This is a genomic window from Halomonas koreensis, from assembly GCF_031451675.1.
Classification (GTDB): Bacteria; Pseudomonadota; Gammaproteobacteria; order Pseudomonadales; family Halomonadaceae; genus Halomonas; species Halomonas koreensis.
Window position 1 is genome coordinate 300,528 of record NZ_JARWAK010000002.1, and the last position, 17,121, is coordinate 317,648.

Annotated in this window: 12 protein-coding genes; all 12 read right to left on the bottom strand. The window is 71.5% G+C overall.

Translation table 11 applies throughout. The annotated features are described in order from the left end of the window. Window positions 1-34: 34 nt before the first annotated feature. The 12 genes from QC818_RS03590 to osmF all read right to left on the bottom strand — a co-directional run bounded on the left by QC818_RS03590 (window position 35) and on the right by osmF (window position 17,036). The gene (locus QC818_RS03590) at window positions 35-958 is read right to left on the bottom strand and encodes a DUF7281 domain-containing protein (RefSeq protein ID WP_309651476.1); all 924 of its coding nucleotides are present in this window, start codon (window positions 956-958) and stop codon (window positions 35-37) included. After that, a complete protein-coding gene (locus QC818_RS03595) occupies window positions 955-2,202 on the bottom strand; it encodes a hypothetical protein (RefSeq protein WP_309651477.1) in 1,248 nt (415 codons plus the stop codon). The genes QC818_RS03590 and QC818_RS03595 overlap by 4 nt, the downstream gene beginning before the upstream one ends. Next, window positions 2,199-2,825, bottom strand: coding sequence for a condensin complex protein MksE (locus tag QC818_RS03600; protein WP_309651608.1), 627 nt, complete (start codon window positions 2,823-2,825; stop codon window positions 2,199-2,201). Before QC818_RS03600 ends, QC818_RS03595 begins: the two co-directional genes overlap by 4 nt. A gap of 26 nt (window positions 2,826-2,851) precedes the next feature. Further along, entirely contained in the window at window positions 2,852-6,538 is a 3,687-nt protein-coding gene (locus QC818_RS03605; RefSeq protein WP_309651478.1) for an ATP-binding protein, read from the bottom strand. A gap of 315 nt (window positions 6,539-6,853) precedes the next feature. Beyond that, window positions 6,854-8,710 (bottom strand): protein kinase domain-containing protein, encoded by a 1,857-nt coding sequence (locus tag QC818_RS03610; protein WP_309651479.1) that lies wholly within the window; start codon window positions 8,708-8,710, stop codon window positions 6,854-6,856. A 361-nt stretch (window positions 8,711-9,071) separates the two neighbouring features. After that, on the bottom strand, window positions 9,072-10,685 hold the full coding sequence (locus QC818_RS03615) for a dihydrolipoyllysine-residue acetyltransferase (RefSeq protein WP_309651480.1): 1,614 nt from the start codon (window positions 10,683-10,685) through the stop codon (window positions 9,072-9,074). 171 nt (window positions 10,686-10,856) lie between these two features. Beyond that, the gene (locus tag QC818_RS03620) at window positions 10,857-11,834 is read right to left on the bottom strand and encodes an alpha-ketoacid dehydrogenase subunit beta (RefSeq protein WP_309651481.1); all 978 of its coding nucleotides are present in this window, start codon (window positions 11,832-11,834) and stop codon (window positions 10,857-10,859) included. A gap of 1 nt (window position 11,835) precedes the next feature. Beyond that, window positions 11,836-13,056: a thiamine pyrophosphate-dependent dehydrogenase E1 component subunit alpha gene (locus QC818_RS03625; RefSeq protein WP_309651482.1), complete on the bottom strand. Its 1,221-nt coding sequence runs from the start codon at window positions 13,054-13,056 to the stop codon at window positions 11,836-11,838. Window positions 13,057-13,257: 201 nt separating this feature from the next. Further along, complete coding sequence (locus QC818_RS03630) at window positions 13,258-14,013, bottom strand: ABC transporter permease (protein ID WP_309651483.1); 756 nt, start codon at window positions 14,011-14,013, stop codon at window positions 13,258-13,260. Further along, complete coding sequence (locus QC818_RS03635) at window positions 14,006-14,950, bottom strand: ABC transporter ATP-binding protein (RefSeq protein ID WP_309651484.1); 945 nt, start codon at window positions 14,948-14,950, stop codon at window positions 14,006-14,008. Before QC818_RS03635 ends, QC818_RS03630 begins: the two co-directional genes overlap by 8 nt. After that, window positions 14,947-16,125 (bottom strand): ABC transporter permease, encoded by a 1,179-nt coding sequence (locus QC818_RS03640; RefSeq protein WP_374710050.1) that lies wholly within the window; start codon window positions 16,123-16,125, stop codon window positions 14,947-14,949. The genes QC818_RS03635 and QC818_RS03640 overlap by 4 nt, the downstream gene beginning before the upstream one ends. Then, window positions 16,122-17,036: a glycine betaine ABC transporter substrate-binding protein OsmF gene (gene osmF / locus QC818_RS03645; protein ID WP_309651486.1), complete on the bottom strand. Its 915-nt coding sequence runs from the start codon at window positions 17,034-17,036 to the stop codon at window positions 16,122-16,124. Before osmF ends, QC818_RS03640 begins: the two co-directional genes overlap by 4 nt. Window positions 17,037-17,121: the final 85 nt, after the last annotated feature.

The window sequence follows — 17,121 nt, forward strand, 5'->3', positions numbered from 1 at the left end:
GTCGGCACGCCGAGGGGCGCGCGACCCGGTGGGGTCAGCCCGGCTCGGCGGGCCCGCCCGGGCCCTCGCCGTGCAAGGCGATCGAGACCAGCGACGGCTCGAGCCATTGCTGCCTCAGCCCGCGCTGCTCGTCGACCAGCAGCGCCAGATAGCCGCGCAGCGGATGGGCCTCGGGCAGGGTGTCGCGATGGCGCCGCAGCCGATCGCGATACGGTTCCTGCTGCTCCGGCACATGGCAGGCCGTGGCGTGTCGCCGCAGCCAGTCCAGCGGCGGCGCCAGCAGATGGGTCGCGCCGCCGTCCAGGGCGATATCGAGCCCCTTGGGATCGAGGTCGCCGGCATAGGCATGGGGCCGGCCGGTGGCCGACCAGGCCCTGGCCAGGGCCTCGAAGGCGCCGCCGTAGAAGCGATCGCCGCGATAGGCGACCAGCGGCCGGCGCAGCGCCCCGAGCAGCGGATCCTGCCCGGCCAGCCGCGCCGGTGAGAAGGCGTAGAAGCTGTCGAGGTTCTCGACCTGCACCAGCCCATCGAAGGCCGAAGGCACGATGTCCCGCCAGTCGACGTCCAGACACTCCCGCCCGCCGCCGGCGATGCCGGGCCAGGGCGCCCGAGCCGGCAGGTTGACCAGCACCCGTGCCTCGCGCGGCGACTGGCGCACGCTCTTCGCTTCCTGATAGCCATGCTCGGCCTGCTGCGCGGTGGTCAGCCCGCTCAGGTCGGCTGCCAGCGGCGGCTGGCCCTGGAGCGCGAGCTCCTCGGCGATGCGCGCCATCAGCTCGCGATCCAGGCGCAGCCGGCCGCGGGACAGCCGCCCGCCGGGCTCGATGTCCCAGGCCCGGCACCAGGCGACGATCTCCTCCACCGCCGGGCCCCGCGGCTTGTCGACACGGGATGCGCGGCGCAGCTTGCCGGCCGCATCGCGGAGCACCCGGCGGGCCGAGGCCGAGAGCGCCGTCATGCGCCCTCCCTGAGCTCGAGGCGCACATCGTGGATCAGCCGCAGGTCGTTGAAGGCGGCCGCCCGGCTCTCCTCCTGGCGCAGCCGGAAGGCCGCCTGCTCGCGCCGGGGCAGGCCCTGGAACTCGGCGAGCACCTGGTACAGCCAGATCTCCTCGCCCCAGTCGAGCTCGCCCGACTCGAGGTACTCGAGCGCGCTGAGCGGCTCGCCGTCGCCCTCGACCACCGACAGGTAGAAGCGCTCCACGTCCTCCCTCAGCGCCTGCTGACGGGCGGCCACCAGGGTGTCCTCGTGGCGCTCGGCGGCCGCGGCGGCGACGACCGGCTGCGGCGGGGCGGCGGGCCGCGGCAGCTCGTGGAGCAGTTCGGTGACGACCCGGGCGTCCGGGGCGCGATCCAGCGCCACCGCGCCGGCGGCGGTGAGCGGCGCGGCGCGATTGACCAGCTCCGGCACCTCGCCGCGCCGGGCATAGTTGCCGGGCACGAAGCCGGGATGCTCGCGCAGGAAGGCGGCCATGCCCGTCACCAGGCGGCTGCGCGACTGCTGCTGGCGGAAGCGGGCCATCAGCTCGATCAGCCGGCGCTGCACCTCGCGCAGGCTGGTGTAGTGCTGGCTGAGCCGGTGCTGGAGCTGGCTGACCAGCAGCTTGCGCAGCGCCCCGTCGGCGCCCACCAGCTCGATCAGCTCGTCGAAGTCGATCAGCGCCAGGCCGTCGAGCAGGCGCACGATCTGCTTCTGGGCGCGGTCGTTCTCGCGGATCTTGTCGGCCAGCCGGCCGACGAAGCCGAAGTCGCTGTTGAGGCGCCGCCACAGGCTATCGATGGCGTCGGCGAAGCGGCCGTCGAGGTCGTCCACCGCCTGGCGCAGCCGCAGCAGCTGCTGTTCCTGCCGCCAGTACTCGGCCCCGTCGCGGGCCTCGCGGTAGCTCTGCACCAGGCCGCGCATCAGCTCCAGGGTCTCGGCCACGTCGGCGTTGACGTGGCGGCGGGTCTCGTCGGCCAGCATCTCGGCGATCAGCTCGCGCACCTTGGGCGCCAGCTTGACGCCGGCCTGGTCGTCGGGCCGCCACAGGATGCGCGCGGACAGCAGCCGGTTCAGGGCGGCGCTGCTCAGGCCCTCCAGCGGCACCTCGTCGCGCACGTAGCCGGCCATCAGCGTCTCGGCGTGCTTGCCGAGCAGCGCCAGGCGCTCGGCGCCGGTGGCCAGCAGGCGGTTGTCCAGGGCGTCGGGATCGTGCGCGCTCACAGCAGCCGCTCCTGGGCCTCCGGGGCCTGGTCGTCGACGGGCAGCTGCTCCTCGTCGCGGATGAAGCGCACCAGGTCGATCAGGTAGTCGATCTTGGCGGTGGCGACGAAGTACTGGCGGTCGGCATGGGGCTGGCGCAGGTAGCCGCGCTCGCGCAGGCGCTTGAAGACCTGCTTGATCTGGGCGTCGAGCTGCTCGCTCTGGGAGCCGAAGAAGGGATCGGTGGCCAGGCGCTCCAGACGCTCGCGCAGGCCCTGGTTGTCCTCGCAGCGCGAGCTGAAGTCGGCGGGCTTGAGCACGTCGCCGGGCGACACCGGGCCGTCGCGGCCGAGGGCCTCCTGCACCAGCTGCAGCCACTCGAGCATCGGCAGCAGGCTGCCGACGGTCTCCGCCAGCTGGCGGGAGAGCTGGTCCCGGGCGGCCTCGTCGAGCTGGCGCCAGGCCAGGAAGTAGACGCTGCCCTCCTCGTTGGTCGCCAGGCGCCGATTGAGCGGTCGCAGATAGGCGTCGACGCGCTCGCGGGTCGCGTCGTCCTGCAGGCGGCGAAAGGCCGTGTCGTCGCTGACCTCGCAGATGAAGTCGCCGGCCAGCAGGCGCTCGAGGAGCGGGCCCATCTCGACCATGGCACGCTCGGTGGTGGCGGATTCGCTCATGCGGAAGCCTCCTCTCGACGGTCATCGTGGCGTGCCTGCAGGCGCCGGGCCAGCCGGCTCAGGCGCGGCTCGATACGCTTGAGCCGGCGCTTGTCGGGCGCGGCGGCGTCGCGATCGATCAGGTAGCGGTGCTGGAAGAGCATCAGCACGTCCGACTCCGGGTTGGGGAAGGCGCCGACGATATGGATGCGGTTGTTGTCGCAGGCGTCGAACAGCTTCTCGACGTTGTGGTAGGCCAGGGTGCCGATCTCGTCGATGGGCCAGTGCACGGCGACCTCGGCCGCGCCGCGCAGCAGCCGGGTGAAGGCCAGCAGGAACTTGCACAGGATCAGGTAGGCCATGCCGTGGCTGGAGGATTCCAGCAGCTGGCGGTCGTTGCGGATCACCAGATCGGCGCCGCCCTCGTTGAGGTGCAGCTCGAGGCGCAGCAGGCTCTCGACGCTGTACTGCTGGTCGCTGCGCAGCAGCTCCACCACGTCGGCCAGGGCGTCGAGGTAGTCGTCGTCGGGCAGCGTGCGGCCGGAATCCCGCCACTCGCGGTAGCGCTGGGCGAAGCGCTTGAGCGGCTCCCAGAAGCCGAGCTCGTCGATGGTCGACTGGATCTTCACCTCGGCCTTGCCGATGCCTTCCAGCGTCAGGTCGTCGGCCACCTCGTCGGACAGCCGCCGGCTCTGGGCGTTGATGCGCCGGTTGAGGTCGCGGAACACGGTGAAGAACTTGTCCAGGTCGTCGCCGAGGTTGCGGCCCTGCTGCAGCAGCTGCTGCTGTTGCCCCTCGAGCAGCTGCAGCATGTCGGCGAGCACCGCCAGCAGGCGGCGCGGGCCGGGGTCCTCGAGCTTGGCGCGCTCGGCCTCCAGGGTGTCCTGGAAGTCCGCGCTGGCGCCCTTGATCAGGTCCGACTCGATCCTCTCGCAGCCGCGGCGCAGCTCGTCGAGGGCGCGGGCATGCTCGGTGAGCGCCTGGCGCGCCCGCTCGATGCGCTCCCCGGCGTCTCCCGGGGCCTCGCCGCGGGGCTCGCTGGCCGCCTCCAGCGCCAGCCCCTCGAGGGTCTCGAGCAACGGCGCCAGGGTCTCGACCAGCGCCTGCTCGGCGTCGCGGCGCGCCTTGAGTTCGCCGACGTCCGCCCGGTGCTCCGCCCGGGCGGCGGCGAAGTCGTCCTTGAGCGTCTTGCGCTCGCGCTCGGCGGCCTGCCGCGCCTGGTCGAGCTCCGCCTCCCGGGCCACCAGGCGCGGCTTGCGCTCGCCCCAGTCGAGGCGCATGAAGCGCGCGTAGGCATCGAGCTCGTCGCGCCGCGCCTCGGTCTCGTGGATGCGCTTGCCCAGGTCCTCGATCTGGGCGCGGGTCTCCCTGACCTTGACCGGGTCGACGCCGCGGTCGGCCAGTTCGCGATCGAAGGCGGCCTCGAGCTCCTCGCGCTGGCGACGGTTCTCCTCCTTGAGCTCGCCGAGCTGGCGGCGGTACTGCTCGATCTGCCGGTCGAGGCCCTCCAGCTGGCCCTGGTGGTCGGCGGTCAGCTCCAGGCGCTGGGTCCGATGGGTCTCGTCCAGGGCCGCCAGCGCCTGGTCGCGCTCCTCGCGCAGCGCCTGATGGGCCGCCTGCTCGGCCTCGAGGGCCTGGCGGCGGCTCGCCTGACGCTCGCGTTGAGCCTGCTGATGGCGCAGCTGGCACTGGCTGCGGGCCTGCAGGGCGTAGTCGACCTCCTCGGCGGCGCGGCGCCGCTCGCCGGACGCCCGCTCGAGGCGTGCGGCGGCCGCCTGCACCCTGTCATGGCAGGCTCCGAGGGCCTTCTCGGCGTCCTGCTCCGCCGCCCGGGCCGCGGCCAGGGCCTGCTCGGCGGCCTCGATCTCGGCCTGCAGGCCGGCCTCGTCCTGGGCGTGGTCGGGCAAGGCGACGGCGGCCAGGTCGAGCGCCAGGCCATAGAGATCGTCGCTGGCCTCGTCCTGGAGCTGCGGGGCGAGATCGCGCCGCTCGAGCAGCGCCGGCGCCAGCACCTTGCCCAGGGTCTGCTCCCAGCCGGGGCGGTGGTGGCGCAGGAAGTGGCGCAGGCTGCCCTGGGCCGGGTCGCGCTGGATCTCCAGCGCCTCGAGGCGTCGCTCGTGGCCGGCCCGCTGCTGGCGGGCGTGGTCGAGGGCGCGCTCGGCGTCGTCCCGTGCGCGCTTGTGGCCGTCGAGCTCGCCGCGCAGGGTGTCCAGGGTGGCGGCGATGGCGTCCTGGGCGCTGCGCGCCTCGTCGACGCGCAGCTGGACCCGCTCGGCCTCGCGGGCCTCCTCCTCGGTCTGGGTGCCGTGGGCGAGCTCGGCCTCGAGCGCCGAGAGCCGTGCGGTGAGCCGCTCGAGGCGGCCGCGATAGTCGCCGTCCAGCGCCTGGCGGCGGGTCTGGTAGTCGGCGTCGAGGCGGCCTTCCGCCTCGCGCTGGGCCTCGCGGCGGGCCTCCTTCTGCTCGCCGAGGGCGTCGATCTGGGCCTGGAGCTCGTCGCGCCGGCGCTCGAGCAGGTCCCCGAGCTCGACCAGCCGGGCCTCCAGGCGCGCCTTGCTCTCCTGCACCGCCTGCTGCATGAACTCGAGATGGTCGCGCAGCTGTTGCTGCTGCTCGCGCCACTGGGGCAGGGCCTTGAGATCCCGCTCCAGGCCGGGCATGTCGGCCTCCTCGAAGGCCTCGAAGCGCCGCTGGAGGTCGTCGAGCTCGGTGCGGGTCTGCTCGAGCTCGCTGCTCATCTCGCTGAGCCGGTCGTTGAGGGCGTCGCGGGCTTCCTGGTAGGCCTGCTCGCGGGCCTGGAAGTCGCGCTGGCGCTCATTGAGCTGCGCCTCGAGGTCGGCCCGCCCGCGTTCGGCCCGGGCCCGGTCGGCCTCGAGCTGTGGACGCAGCTGCCACAGGTCGGCCTCGAGGTCGGCGATCTCGCGATCCTGACGCTGCAGGGTCTCGAGCGAGCGCTGCAGGGGCTCGAGGCGCATCGACTGGCGCATCCGGGCGATCCACTCCCGGGCCTTGGTATTGCGGATGCGGGTCATCGGCAGCTCGACCCCGTCCTCCTCGAAGATCGCCGCCAGCATGGTCTTGAGGGTGTCCATCTTGCCCTCCTTGGCGTGCACCGCCGAGACCAGCTTCTCCATGTGGCGGATGCGCCGGCCGGGGCGCACCAGGCTGAAGCGGGCCGCGACCTGGCGCAGCCTCAGCCCCTCGCGGCGCCCCCCGGCGCCGCGCCCCTGCTGGGTGAAGTCGTTCTGGATCACCGCGCGGTATTCCGAGGTGGCGCCGAGCTTGTGGGAGACGTGGATGCCCTGGCGGCGCAGCCCCTGGGTCCACTGGGCATAGTCGAGGGCGACCACGCCGCCCTCGGTCTCCACCAGGTAGTCCTCGGGGCGATAGGGGGCGCCGACGAAGCGATACTCCACGCCCCCTTCGCCCTTCCGGGTGAGCACCGCCTGGCAGACGTCGCCCTCCTCGCGGCGATATTCGTAGACCAGGTAGCTGTTGCGATGCGGCAGGTAGAAGGCATCGAACTTCTGCCGGGTCTTGGGCACCACCCGGTTGGGCAGCTCCCCGTAGAAGACCGGCACCAGGCGCTGCAGGGTGGTCTTCCCCGAGGCGTTGGTGCCGCAGATATTGGTGTGGCCGTCGACATCCAGTTCGACCACCCCCTCGAGATGACCGTGGATCATCACGATGCGTAACAGCTGAGCCATGCGGCGTCCTTGATCGTTGCTGACAGTCGCGAGCGCCGGAGCCTATCGCTACGACGCCGGAGGCAAGCCTTCGCGAGGACGCGGTAATCCCGTCCCTGGGCGCTTCTTTTGACCTGGGGCGCTCTCGCCTCCTGCCCCGCTTGGCGGGCCGGTGGCGGCCGTACCCGGCCAGTCCGTTCGGCGCAATCCGCCTCACCCATGGTCGCAAGCACCTCGCTGCGCCTTGCCCCCGGCATCCGATGTCCTGCAAACGGGCGGCGCTCCAAGACGCCTTATCTTGCCAGAATGGCGGCACAAGCTCATGGCCATAAGGCCTCAATGACGGCTTTCCGTCTCGACCTGTGCCTGCATCGCGGCCAGGGCGGCGCGCGGGTCGCGGGGATAGAAGCGCTCGGGCTGGCGGGCCACGTGGGCGAAGTAGCGGGTGTCCTTGTAGGGCATCTTCATGAACCCCGAGACCCCGAGCCCCTCGATCAGGACCACGGCGTCGAGGATGTCGTCCAGGCGGCGCCGGAACTCCGCCTCCCGGGAGGGGTCGAGCAGCCGGTAGTGGCTGTGGATCTTGAGGTGCTCGGGCAGCGCCTCGAAGATGATCATCCCCGTGTGATGGATCTCGTTGAGGGCCTCCAGGGAGGTGATGATCGCCTCCGGCAGCACCAGGAACTCCTCCGGATCCGGCCCGTCCTCGAAGTAGCTGTGCAGCCGCGAGCGATCCTCGAGCTCGGGGACCGCGCTGACCTCGTAGGCCAGGCGCAGGTCGGGCGGCATCACGAAGGGTCGGTCGGGGCCCTCCCGCTCCAGGTGCAGGGTATCCCGGGCGTTGAACAGGCAGCTCTTGAAGATACCGCGACGATGAATGGCCCGGGCCAGGGCCACCATGTTGTTGACCGCCGCCACGAAGGCCGGCTTGAGCGCCGGGTCGTGGAGGTTCAGCGAGGAATCGATGTAGACGCCGTCGGTCTCCCAGCGCACCGCCAGCCCGCCGACCACCGGGTAGCGGCCGAGCCGGCTCACCGCGGCCAGGAAGGCCTTCTCGGTCTCGCCCATGCCCTGCATGAAGTTCTTGTAGTAGCGGTCGAGCTGGACGTCGTTGACGTCGTTGAGGGTCTCGCGCACGCCCTCCTCGCGCAGGAAGGACTTGCGCGAGCTGTAGACCACGGTGTCGATCTCGCGGTCGGCGGGCCGGGTCCAGACCGGCACCATGGGCGCCTCCGGCGGGCTCGGCAGGTCGAGCATCACCAGCTTGCCCAGTCGCGGCATCTCGCGGATGAAGTGATCGCCGGCCTTGAGGCGCACCCGGGGGTCGGGATCGAGCATGCCGTCGAGCATGCGCGCGAACTCCATGGGCAGGCCCAGGGAGGTGGCGGGGATCGCCCGGTGGCCGAAGCGGCAGGACTGGCCCGAGGCCAGGGCGTAGAGGGTGCCGGCGGCGCCCTGCTCGTCGAAGCGCGGCGAGGACAGGGCGCCGTTGAGCTGGTCCTCGCCGATGAAGTAGACGTCGCCCAGGCGGGCATTGGTCTGCTGCAGGTTGTCCGACATCAGCTCCATGACGTTGGCCGAGACGAACTGCAGCTGGGCGTCGAGCTGGGCGAACACCGAGGAGCCCCAGTCGATCAGGGCGATGGCCTCGTCGCGCGCGTCGAAGACCAGGTTGGAGGGCTTGATGTCGCCGTGCACCACGGGCTTGCCGGAGGGCCCGGACTCGCGGCGCAGGGCGCGCAGGATATCGGCCAGCTGGTCGGCGATGCGCACGATCAGCCGCGGCGACAGCCGCCCCTCGCGCAGCGAGACCTCCTCCAGGTTCTCCCCGGGAGCGCGCTGCATGACCAGGATCGACTGGCTGCGCACCCGCTGGAAGACGATCAGCCGCGGCACCCGGGGGTGGGCGACCTGCTCCAGCATGAAGGCCTCCTCCTCGAGGCGGTCCTGCAGATGCTGGGGCAGATTGACCCGGGTGAACTTGAAGACGTACTCCTCGCCGGTGGCGGTGAGCCCGGCGAACACGAAGCCGTAGGCGCCCTTGCCGATCAGCTCGATCCGGCGATAGCCCAGCTGCTCGAGCTGGGCCCGGCACAGCGCCACCCACTCCTTGAGCTTGCGCGCGTCGTGGTGACTGAGCAGGTAGACCGACTGGTCTTCCGGAATATAGAACTGCTGCAACGGCTGGGTCATCGGCCTCGACCTTCTCGATCGCCTGAACTATGGGCCATGGTGACAGACGCCGGGTTCCGTGGCAGGGACCCGGCGCCTTCCGTGGCCCAGGGCAATCACAGCCGAGCCTGGCGAGGGGCGTCGGGGACAGGTCGAAGAGGGGGTCCTACGCCAGGGGTGAGGAGCACCGCTCCGAACGGGCGGGCCATGGATGGCCCGCACCGGCCCTGCAAGCGGCGCAGGATGCGAGAGCGCCGCAGGGCGTCGGTAGCGCCCAGGGAGGGGTTCACAGCTCCCCCTCGTCGGTCCGGCGCTCCGGGACCTGTCGACGAATCAGCCCCGAGCGACAACGGCTAACTGCGATAGCCCTGCTCCGTGGCCCTCAGGCCAGTTCCAGAAGGAGGGTCTCCGGATCCTCCAGATAGCCCTTCCAGGCGTTGCAGAACCGGGCGATGGTGCCGCCGTCGATCAGCCGATGATCGCCGGCCCAGGTCACGGTCATGATCGCCCGGCGGGTGACCTCGCCGTCCGCGTCGAAGCGCGGCAGCCACTGGCTCTTGCCGATGGCCACGATCGCCACCTCCGGGGCGTTGATGATCGGCGCGGCATAGGTGCCGCCCAGGGCGCCGATGTTGGAGATGCTGATGGTCCCGCCCTGCAGGTCCGCCTGGGCCACCCGGCCGTCCCGGGCCTGGCCGGTCAGGCGCTGGATCTCGCGGGCCACGTCGAGCAGGCTGCGCCGCTCCACGCCCTTGACGTTGGGCACCATCAGGCCGGCCTTGCCATCCACCGCCATGCCGATGTTGCAGCTCGGCAGGTAATGGATCTCGTCGGCGGCCTCGTTGAGCCGGCTGTTGAGGATCGGGAAGTCCTGGATCGCCAGCGCCATGGCCTTCATGAAGAAGGGCATCAGGGTGAGCTTGGTGTCGCGCGCCGCCGCCTTGGGCTTGAGCCGCTCGCGCAGCGCCAGCAGCTCGGTGACGTCGATCTCCTCGCCGTACTGGAAGTGCGGGATGGTCGAGGCCGAGGCCACCATCTGCCGGGCCATGGCGGCGCGCACGCCGCGCAGCGGCTCGACGCGCACCTCGCCCTCCTCGGCCGGGGCCGGACGAGCCGCCGGCGCCGCCTCGGGCTCGGGCCGGGCCGCCTCGGCGGGACGCGCCCCGCCGCCCTCGAGGGCCGCCAGCACGTCCTCCTTGAGCACCCGGCCGTCCTTGCCGGAGCCGGGAATGTCCGCCAGGCGCAGGCCGTGCTCGCGAACCAGGCGGCGCACCGCCGGGCTCGCCGGGATCCGCCCATGGGGGCCGCGGCCGGGGCGGGTCGGCCGCGCCGGGGCGCTGTCCGGCTTGGCGGGCGTCGGCGCCTCGCGGCCCGCGGCCGGGGCGGCCTCGGCCGGCGCGACGCCGCCCTCGGGCACGTAGGCGTAGAGGGGCGCATGCACCCTGGCGATCTCGCCCTTGCCCACATGCAGCCGGCTGATCCGGCCGGCCTCGGGGGCGGTGATCTCGACCATGGCCTTGTCGGTCATGACGTCCACCACCGGCTGGTCCTCCTCGATCGCCTCGCCCTCGGCGACCCGCCACTCGACGATCTCGCACTCGACGATGCCCTCGCCGATGTCCGGCAGGATGAAGTCCTTGGCGGCATCGCCGCCGGCCGGGGCCTGGCCTTCCCTCGCCGGCGGCGTCTCGGGCTCGCTCCCGGCCTCGGGCGCCGGCGTCTCGCTCGCGGGTGCCTCGGCGGTCGCGCCGTCGTCTCCGCCCTCGGCCTGGTAGGCGAACAGCGGCGCGTGGACCTTGGCGATCTCGCCCTTGCCCACATGGAGCTTGGTGACCCGGCCGGCCTCCGGGGCGGTGATCTCCACCAGCGCCTTGTCGGTCATCACCTCGACCACCGGCTGGTCCTCGGCGATGGCGTCGCCCTCGTCGACGCGCCACTCCACGACTTCGCACTCCACGATACCCTCGCCGATATCGGGCAGCTTGAACTCGGTCATTGTGTCTCTCCTGTCCTGAGAGAATGCCGACACATGAGGATGGCGCTCGGCCCTGCGTCGCCGAAACCAGCCGCAAAGGGCTCATTGACGGACGGATGGAGCCCGCCTTGCTGGCGGGTTTCGCCCTGCCTGACCATCGCTGGCACTGTTGTCGACATACTCGAAATCGGCTTAGTAATTGACGCTCTCGCGGATGGCCTCGAAGACCTTGAGGTGGTCCGGCAGGTATTCCTTCTCCAGGGTCAGCGGGAAGGGGGTGTCCAGGCCGGTCACGCGCATGATCGGCGATTCCAGGTACAGGAAGCAGCGATCCTGGATGGCGGCGGCGATCTCGCCGGCGAAGCCGCCGGTGCGCGGCGCCTCGTGGGTCACCACCAGCCGGCCGGTCTTGAGCACCGACTCGGCCACGGTGTCCTCGTCCCAGGGCAGGATGCAGCGCAGGTCGATGACCTCGCAGGAGATGCCCTCCTTCTCGGCCAGCTCGACCGCGCGGTCGATGACCTCCATCTGGGCGCCCCAGCCCACCAGGGTGACGTCGCTGCCCTCCTTGGTGACCTCGGCCTCGCCCAGCGGCAACTGGTAGTCCTCCTCCGGCACCTCGCCGGTGGAGGCCCGGTAGAGGCGCTTGGGCTCGAAGAACAGCACCGGGTCCGGGTCGCGGATCGCCGCCAGCAGCAGGCCCTTGGCCTCGTAGGGGTTGCGGGGCACCACGATCTTCAGGCCCGGGGTGTGGGCGAAGTAGGCCTCCGGCGACTGGGAGTGATAGAGGCCGCCGGAGATCCCGCCGCCGTAGGGGGCGCGAATGGTCAGGCCACCGACGTTGAACAGGTCACCGGAGCGGAAGCGGAACTTGGCGGTCTCGTTGACGATCTGGTCGAAGGCCGGAAAGATGTAGTCGGCGAACTGGATCTCCGCCACCGGCACCGAGCCCTGGGCGGCCAGCCCGTTGGCGAAGCCGATGATGCCCTGCTCCACCAGCGGGGTGTTGAAGCAGCGCTGCTTGCCGTAGCGCTCCTGCAGATGGCTGGTAGCGCGGAAGACGCCGCCGAAGCCGCCCACGTCCTCGCCGAAGCACAGCACCTTCTCGTCCTCGGCCATGGCGATGTCCAGGGCCTGGTTGATCGCCTGCAGCATGTTCAGGGTCGGCATCTCAGGACTCTCCCTTGTCGTCTTGGGCATCGGCGCGGCTCACCTCGGGGTCCAGGAAGCGGGCCCCCTTGGGGTAGGCGTCGGGATAGCGACGGATATGGGTCTTGAGGGCATCGAGCTGATGCTGCAGCGCCGGGGTGACCTCGGCGTAGACATCGCTCACCAGGCTGTCGAGGCCGGGCGGCGGGCGCTTCTCGGCGCGCTTCATGGTCTCCAGGACCTCGCGACGCAGCTGCTCCTGGAGGGTCTTCTCCTCGTCCTCGTCCCACCAGCCCTGGTCGAGCATCCAGCGCTTCATGCGCAGGATCGGGTCCTTCTCCCGCCAGGCCTCCTCTTCCTTGCGCGAGCGATAGCCCGAGGGATCGTCCGAGGAGGAATGCGCGGCCAGGCGGTAGGTCATGGCCTCGATGAGCACCGGCTTGTTGTGCTCGACGGCCAGGCGGCGCGCCTCCTGGGTGGCCCGGTAGACCGCCAGGATGTCGTTGCCGTCGACGCGGATCACGTGCATGCGATAACCGAAGGCCCGCGGCGCCACGCCGTCGGCGGCGAACTGCTCGATGGCCGGGGTGGAGATGGCATAGCCGTTGTTGCGGCAGAAGAAGATCACCGGCGCCTCGTGGACCGCCGCCATGTTCAGGGCGGCGTGGAAGTCGCCCTCGGAGGCCGCGCCCTCGCCGAAGAACACCGCGGTGCACAGGCCGTCGCCGGCCAGCTTCTGGCCGTAGGCATAGCCGGTGGCCTGGGGAATCTGGGTCGCCAGCGGCGAGGAGATGGTCATGTAGTGCAGCTTGCGCGAGCCGTAGTGGATCGGCATCTGCCGGCCCTTGCCGTAGTCCTGCTCGTTGCCGAACAGCTGGTTCATGAACTCGTCGAAGCTGAAGCCGCGATAGACCAGCGCCCCCTGCTCGCGGTACTGGGCCATGATCATGTCGGCGTCGTCCAGGGCCGCGGTGGCGCCGACCACGGCGGCCTCCTCGCCGGTGCACTGCATGTAGAAGGACAGGCGTCCCTGGCGCTGGGCGGCCATCATGCGCTCGTCGAGCACCCGGGTGGCGATCATCGCCTCATAGATGGCGCGCGCCCGCTCGCGATCCAGGTCCGGGGCCTCGGCGCCGTCGTGGAGGCGCCCCTCCTGGTCGAGCACCCGATAGGTGGGAATGCTGAACTCGTCCCCGGCCAGGAAATCCGGCGCGTGGGTATCTCGCGTTGTGGTCATCGTCATGATCCTTACCCCTTTTGGGGGCAGTGTTGTCTCTATTCTTTCGGACCGCCAGGGGATTGCCCCGACGCCGATCAACGCACGACTTTGACGTTAACGTAAACTGCGATTATTGGATAGCCCCGTTTGGTCGTAGGCCCGGCCGCCCCCGGGGCGCCCCCTACCCGACGCGGCGGGCGGAGAAGATAACGGTATAAGGACCGCTCAGCCCTGGCCGGCGGGGCGCAGGCGCGCGAAGACGCTGTCCACGGTGAGCGCCAGCAGGCCGATCACCAGCGCGCCCTGCAGCACATAGGCGGTATTGCCGTTGACGATGCCGGAGATGATGGGATCGCCCAGGTTGCTCGCCCCCACGGTGGCGCCGATGGCCGCGGTGGCGATGTTGATGGTCACCGAGGTGCGGATGCCCGCCAGGATCACCGGCGCGGCCAGCGGCAGCTCCACCTGGCGCAGCAGCTGGCCGCCGGTCATGCCCATGCCCCGCGCCGCCTCGCGCACCCCCGGATCGATGCCCTCCAGGCCGGCCAGGGTATTGCGCACGATGGGCAGCAGGCCGTAGAGCAGCAGCGCCACGATGATCGGCAGGGTGCCGAAGCCCAGCACCGGCACCGCCAGGGCCAGCACCGCCACCGGCGGGAAGGTCTGGCCCATGGAGGCCAGCTGGGCGACCAGCGGCAGGAAGTCGCGACCGGCCCGGCGGGTCACGGCCACCGCGGCGCCGACGCCGATGACCACCGCCGCCAGCGCCGCCACGCCGACCACCAGCAGGTGGCGTCCCAGCAGGGTCAGGAAGTCGGCCCGGGCGTAGATCACCTCCCGGCTGTCGGGCTCGACCCAGCGCAGCGGGCCCTCCAGGGCCTCCATGCCCAGGCAGGCGCCCAGCAGCAGGGCCGCCCAGGCCAAGGGCGCCAGCCAGCGGCGCCCGCGGCGGGGCAGGATGCGCAGCACGGCCTCAGTCATTGGCCCGGGCCCCGACCAGCCGGCGCAGCGACAGCTCGCCGATGGGAATGTCCTCGTCGTCGACCACGGTCAGCCGCTCGGCGTGGCGCCACAGCATGATCGCCAGGGCCTCGCGCAGGGTCGCGGTCTGGGCGACCCGCTCCCGGGGCAGCAGCCGCGGGCTCAGCGGCAGCATCCGCTCGCTGACCGGCAGCAGCGCCGCCTCCTTGAGGCCGCGATCCTCGCCGCCCAGCAGCGACGCCACGAAGTCGTCCGCGGGCTCGCGCAGCAGGGTCAGCGGATGGCCCTGCTGGCGGATGCGGCCCTGGTCCATGACCACCAGGCGGTCGGCCAGCCGCAGCGCCTCGTCCATGTCGTGGGTGACGAAGACGATGGTCTTGCCGAGGCGGGCCTGCAGGGCCCGCAGCTCCTCCTGGAGGGTCTCCCGGGTGATCGGGTCCAGGGCCCCGAAGGGTTCGTCCATCAGCAGGATATCCGGATCGGCGGCCAGCGCCCGGGCGACCCCGACCCGCTGGGCCTGGCCGCCGGAGAGCTGGCGGGGATACTTGTCGGCGAACTCGGCCGGCGGCAGCCCGAGCAGCGCCATCAGCTCCTCGACCCGCTCGCGGACGCGCGGGGTCGGCCACTTGAGCAGCCGCGGCACCAGCCCGATATTGCGCGCCACCGTCCAGTGCGGGAAGAGCCCGGTGCTCTGGATGGCATAGCCCATGCGCCGGCGCAGCGCCTCCTCGCGGAAGGCGCGGATCTGCTGGCCGTCGATATGGATCTCGCCGTCGCTGTGCTCGATCAGGCGATTGATCATGCGCAGGGTCGTGGACTTGCCGCACCCGGAGGTGCCCACCAGCACGCACAGCTCGCCGGGCTCCACGCGCAGGGAGATGTCGTCCACCGCGGTCGTCGCGCCGAAGCGCTTGGTCACGTGGATGAGTTCGATCATGTCGCCCCTCCCGGGCGCAGCAGGTCGGTCAGGGCGCCCAGCAGGGCATCGGCGGCGAGCGCCATGACCAGGATGGGCAGGGCGCCGAGCAGCACCAGGTCCATGGCGGCCTGGCCCAGCCCCTGGAAGACGAAGGTGCCGAGGCCCCCGGCGCCGATCAGCGCGGCCACCGCGGTCAGGCCGATGGCCTGCACCGTGGTGATGCGGATCCCCTCGAGGATCACCGGCAGCGCCAGCGGCAGCCGCACCTGGCGGAAGACCTGGCCCGGGCTCATGCCCATGCCCCGGGCGGCATCGACGACGCCGGGGTCCACCTCGTCCAGGGCGACGTAGGTGTTGCGCACCATGGGCAGCAGGCTGTAGCCGACCAGCGCCAGCAGCGCCGGCGCCCAGCCGATGCCGCTCACGCCCAGGGCGGCCAGCCACTCGACCTCGGCGGCCAGCCAGGCCAGCGGCGCCAGCAGCAGCCCGAACAGCGCCAGGCTGGGAATGGTCTGCAGGAAGTTGAGTACCGCGAAGCCCAGTTCCCGGGCCCGGGGCCAGCGGCGCATGGCCAGCGCCAGGGCCACCCCGACCAGCAGGCTGAGCCCCACCGCGCCCCCCACCAGCAGCAGGTGCTCGCCGATGGCGGCCAGGAACTGCTCGCTGCGCCCCGCGTACTCGCGGCGCAGGGCCAGGGGCGCCAGGCCGAGGCGCAGGCACAGCGCCAGGCTGGCCGCGGGCACCAGCAGCAGCGCCCAGCCCAGGGGCCGCGACAGGGCCAGGCGGGTGCGCAGCTCGATCAGCGCCAGCAGCAGCAGGAAGAGGCTGACCCAGACGCCGGCGCCGATGCCCAGGCGCGCCTGGGGCAGCGCGGGGTCCACCAGCCGGGCGGCCGCCAGCGCCAGCCAGGCCGGCAGGGCCGCCAGCATGGCGACCACCAGCCCCAGGGCCAGGCGGCGGCGCCCGGGGCTCGGGCGCCAGGCCAGGCCGATCACCGCCAGCATCGGCAGCAGGCTCGCCACCAGGCCCGCGGCGCCGGCGATCTCGCCGGCGGCGTGGCCCCGGCCGGGCACGATGCGATTGGGCGCCACGCTCACCGCGTCCAGTCCCAGCCAGGCGACCAGGGTGGCCGCCATCAGGGTCACCAGCACGACATTGGGGCGGACGACCTCCTTGTGCACCCCGTCCCTCATTCGTCCAGGGTGTCGAGGAAGTCCGACGCCACACTGGCCGGGTCGAGGCCGTTGACGGCCACGTCGCCGTTGAGGCGCTGCAGGGTGTCGCGATCCAGGGCCTCGAAGACCGGCGCCAGCAGGGTCTCGATCTCGGGATGGGCCTCGAGCACGCTGGCGCGCACCACCGGCGCCGGCTGATAGACCGGCTGCACGCCCAGGGTATCGTCCATGACCACCAGGTCGAGGGCCTGGAGCCCGCCGTCGGTGCCGTAGGTCATGGCGGCGTTGACGCCGCTGGTCTGCTGGGCGGCGGCGCGCATGGTGGCGGCGGTGTTGCCGCCGGACAGCACCAGCAGCTCCTCCTCGGCGAGCGTGAAGCCGTAGGCCGACTGGAAAGCCGGCAGCGCCTGGGGCGACTCGACGAACTCGGCGCTGGCCGCCAGCTTGAAGTCGCCGCCCTCGTTCAGGTAGGCGGCCAGGTCCTCGAGGCTCACCAGGTCGTGCTCGCGGGCCAGCTCGCCGCGCACGCTGATCGCCCAGGTGTTGTTGGCGTCCGCCGGGGCCAGCCAGATCAGGCCGTTCTGCTCGCGATCCCGGCGGCTGACGGTGGCGTAGGCCTGCTCGGCGTCCTTCCAGACCGGGCTGTCGGCCATGTCGAAGAAGAAGGCCCCGTTGCCGGTGTACTCCGGATAGAGGTCGATCTCCCCGGCGGTCAGGGCGCCGCGCACGATGCTGGTGCCGCCGAGCTGCAGGCGATTCTCCACCTCCAGGCCGCCGGCCTCCAGGCGCTGCAGGATCAGCTGGCCGAGCACCGAGCCTTCGGTATCGATCTTCGAGGCGACCACCACCGGGTCGTCGGCCTGGGCTCCGGACAGGGTGATCAGGGTTCCGGCCGCCACGGCGGCGAGACGCGTCAGCACTGGCTTCATGATTCGCACCCGCTTCCTCAATGAATGTATGCTGAGGAGTATAAGGCCTGTACAGCTCGGCTGACAGATCGAGACCTCAACGCCG

Coding starts and splice junctions, on each gene's coding strand:
- QC818_RS03600 (WP_309651608.1), bottom strand. CDS start 2,825: ATGGTCGAGATGGGCCCGCTCCTCGAGCGCCTGCTGGCCGGCGACTTC.
- QC818_RS03590 (WP_309651476.1), bottom strand. CDS start 958: ATGACGGCGCTCTCGGCCTCGGCCCGCCGGGTGCTCCGCGATGCGGCC.
- QC818_RS03605 (WP_309651478.1), bottom strand. CDS start 6,538: ATGGCTCAGCTGTTACGCATCGTGATGATCCACGGTCATCTCGAGGGG.
- osmF (WP_309651486.1), bottom strand. CDS start 17,036: ATGAAGCCAGTGCTGACGCGTCTCGCCGCCGTGGCGGCCGGAACCCTG.
- QC818_RS03615 (WP_309651480.1), bottom strand. CDS start 10,685: ATGACCGAGTTCAAGCTGCCCGATATCGGCGAGGGTATCGTGGAGTGC.
- QC818_RS03640 (WP_374710050.1), bottom strand. CDS start 16,125: ATGAGGGACGGGGTGCACAAGGAGGTCGTCCGCCCCAATGTCGTGCTG.
- QC818_RS03635 (WP_309651484.1), bottom strand. CDS start 14,950: ATGATCGAACTCATCCACGTGACCAAGCGCTTCGGCGCGACGACCGCG.
- QC818_RS03610 (WP_309651479.1), bottom strand. CDS start 8,710: ATGACCCAGCCGTTGCAGCAGTTCTATATTCCGGAAGACCAGTCGGTC.
- QC818_RS03620 (WP_309651481.1), bottom strand. CDS start 11,834: ATGCCGACCCTGAACATGCTGCAGGCGATCAACCAGGCCCTGGACATC.
- QC818_RS03625 (WP_309651482.1), bottom strand. CDS start 13,056: ATGACGATGACCACAACGCGAGATACCCACGCGCCGGATTTCCTGGCC.
- QC818_RS03630 (WP_309651483.1), bottom strand. CDS start 14,013: ATGACTGAGGCCGTGCTGCGCATCCTGCCCCGCCGCGGGCGCCGCTGG.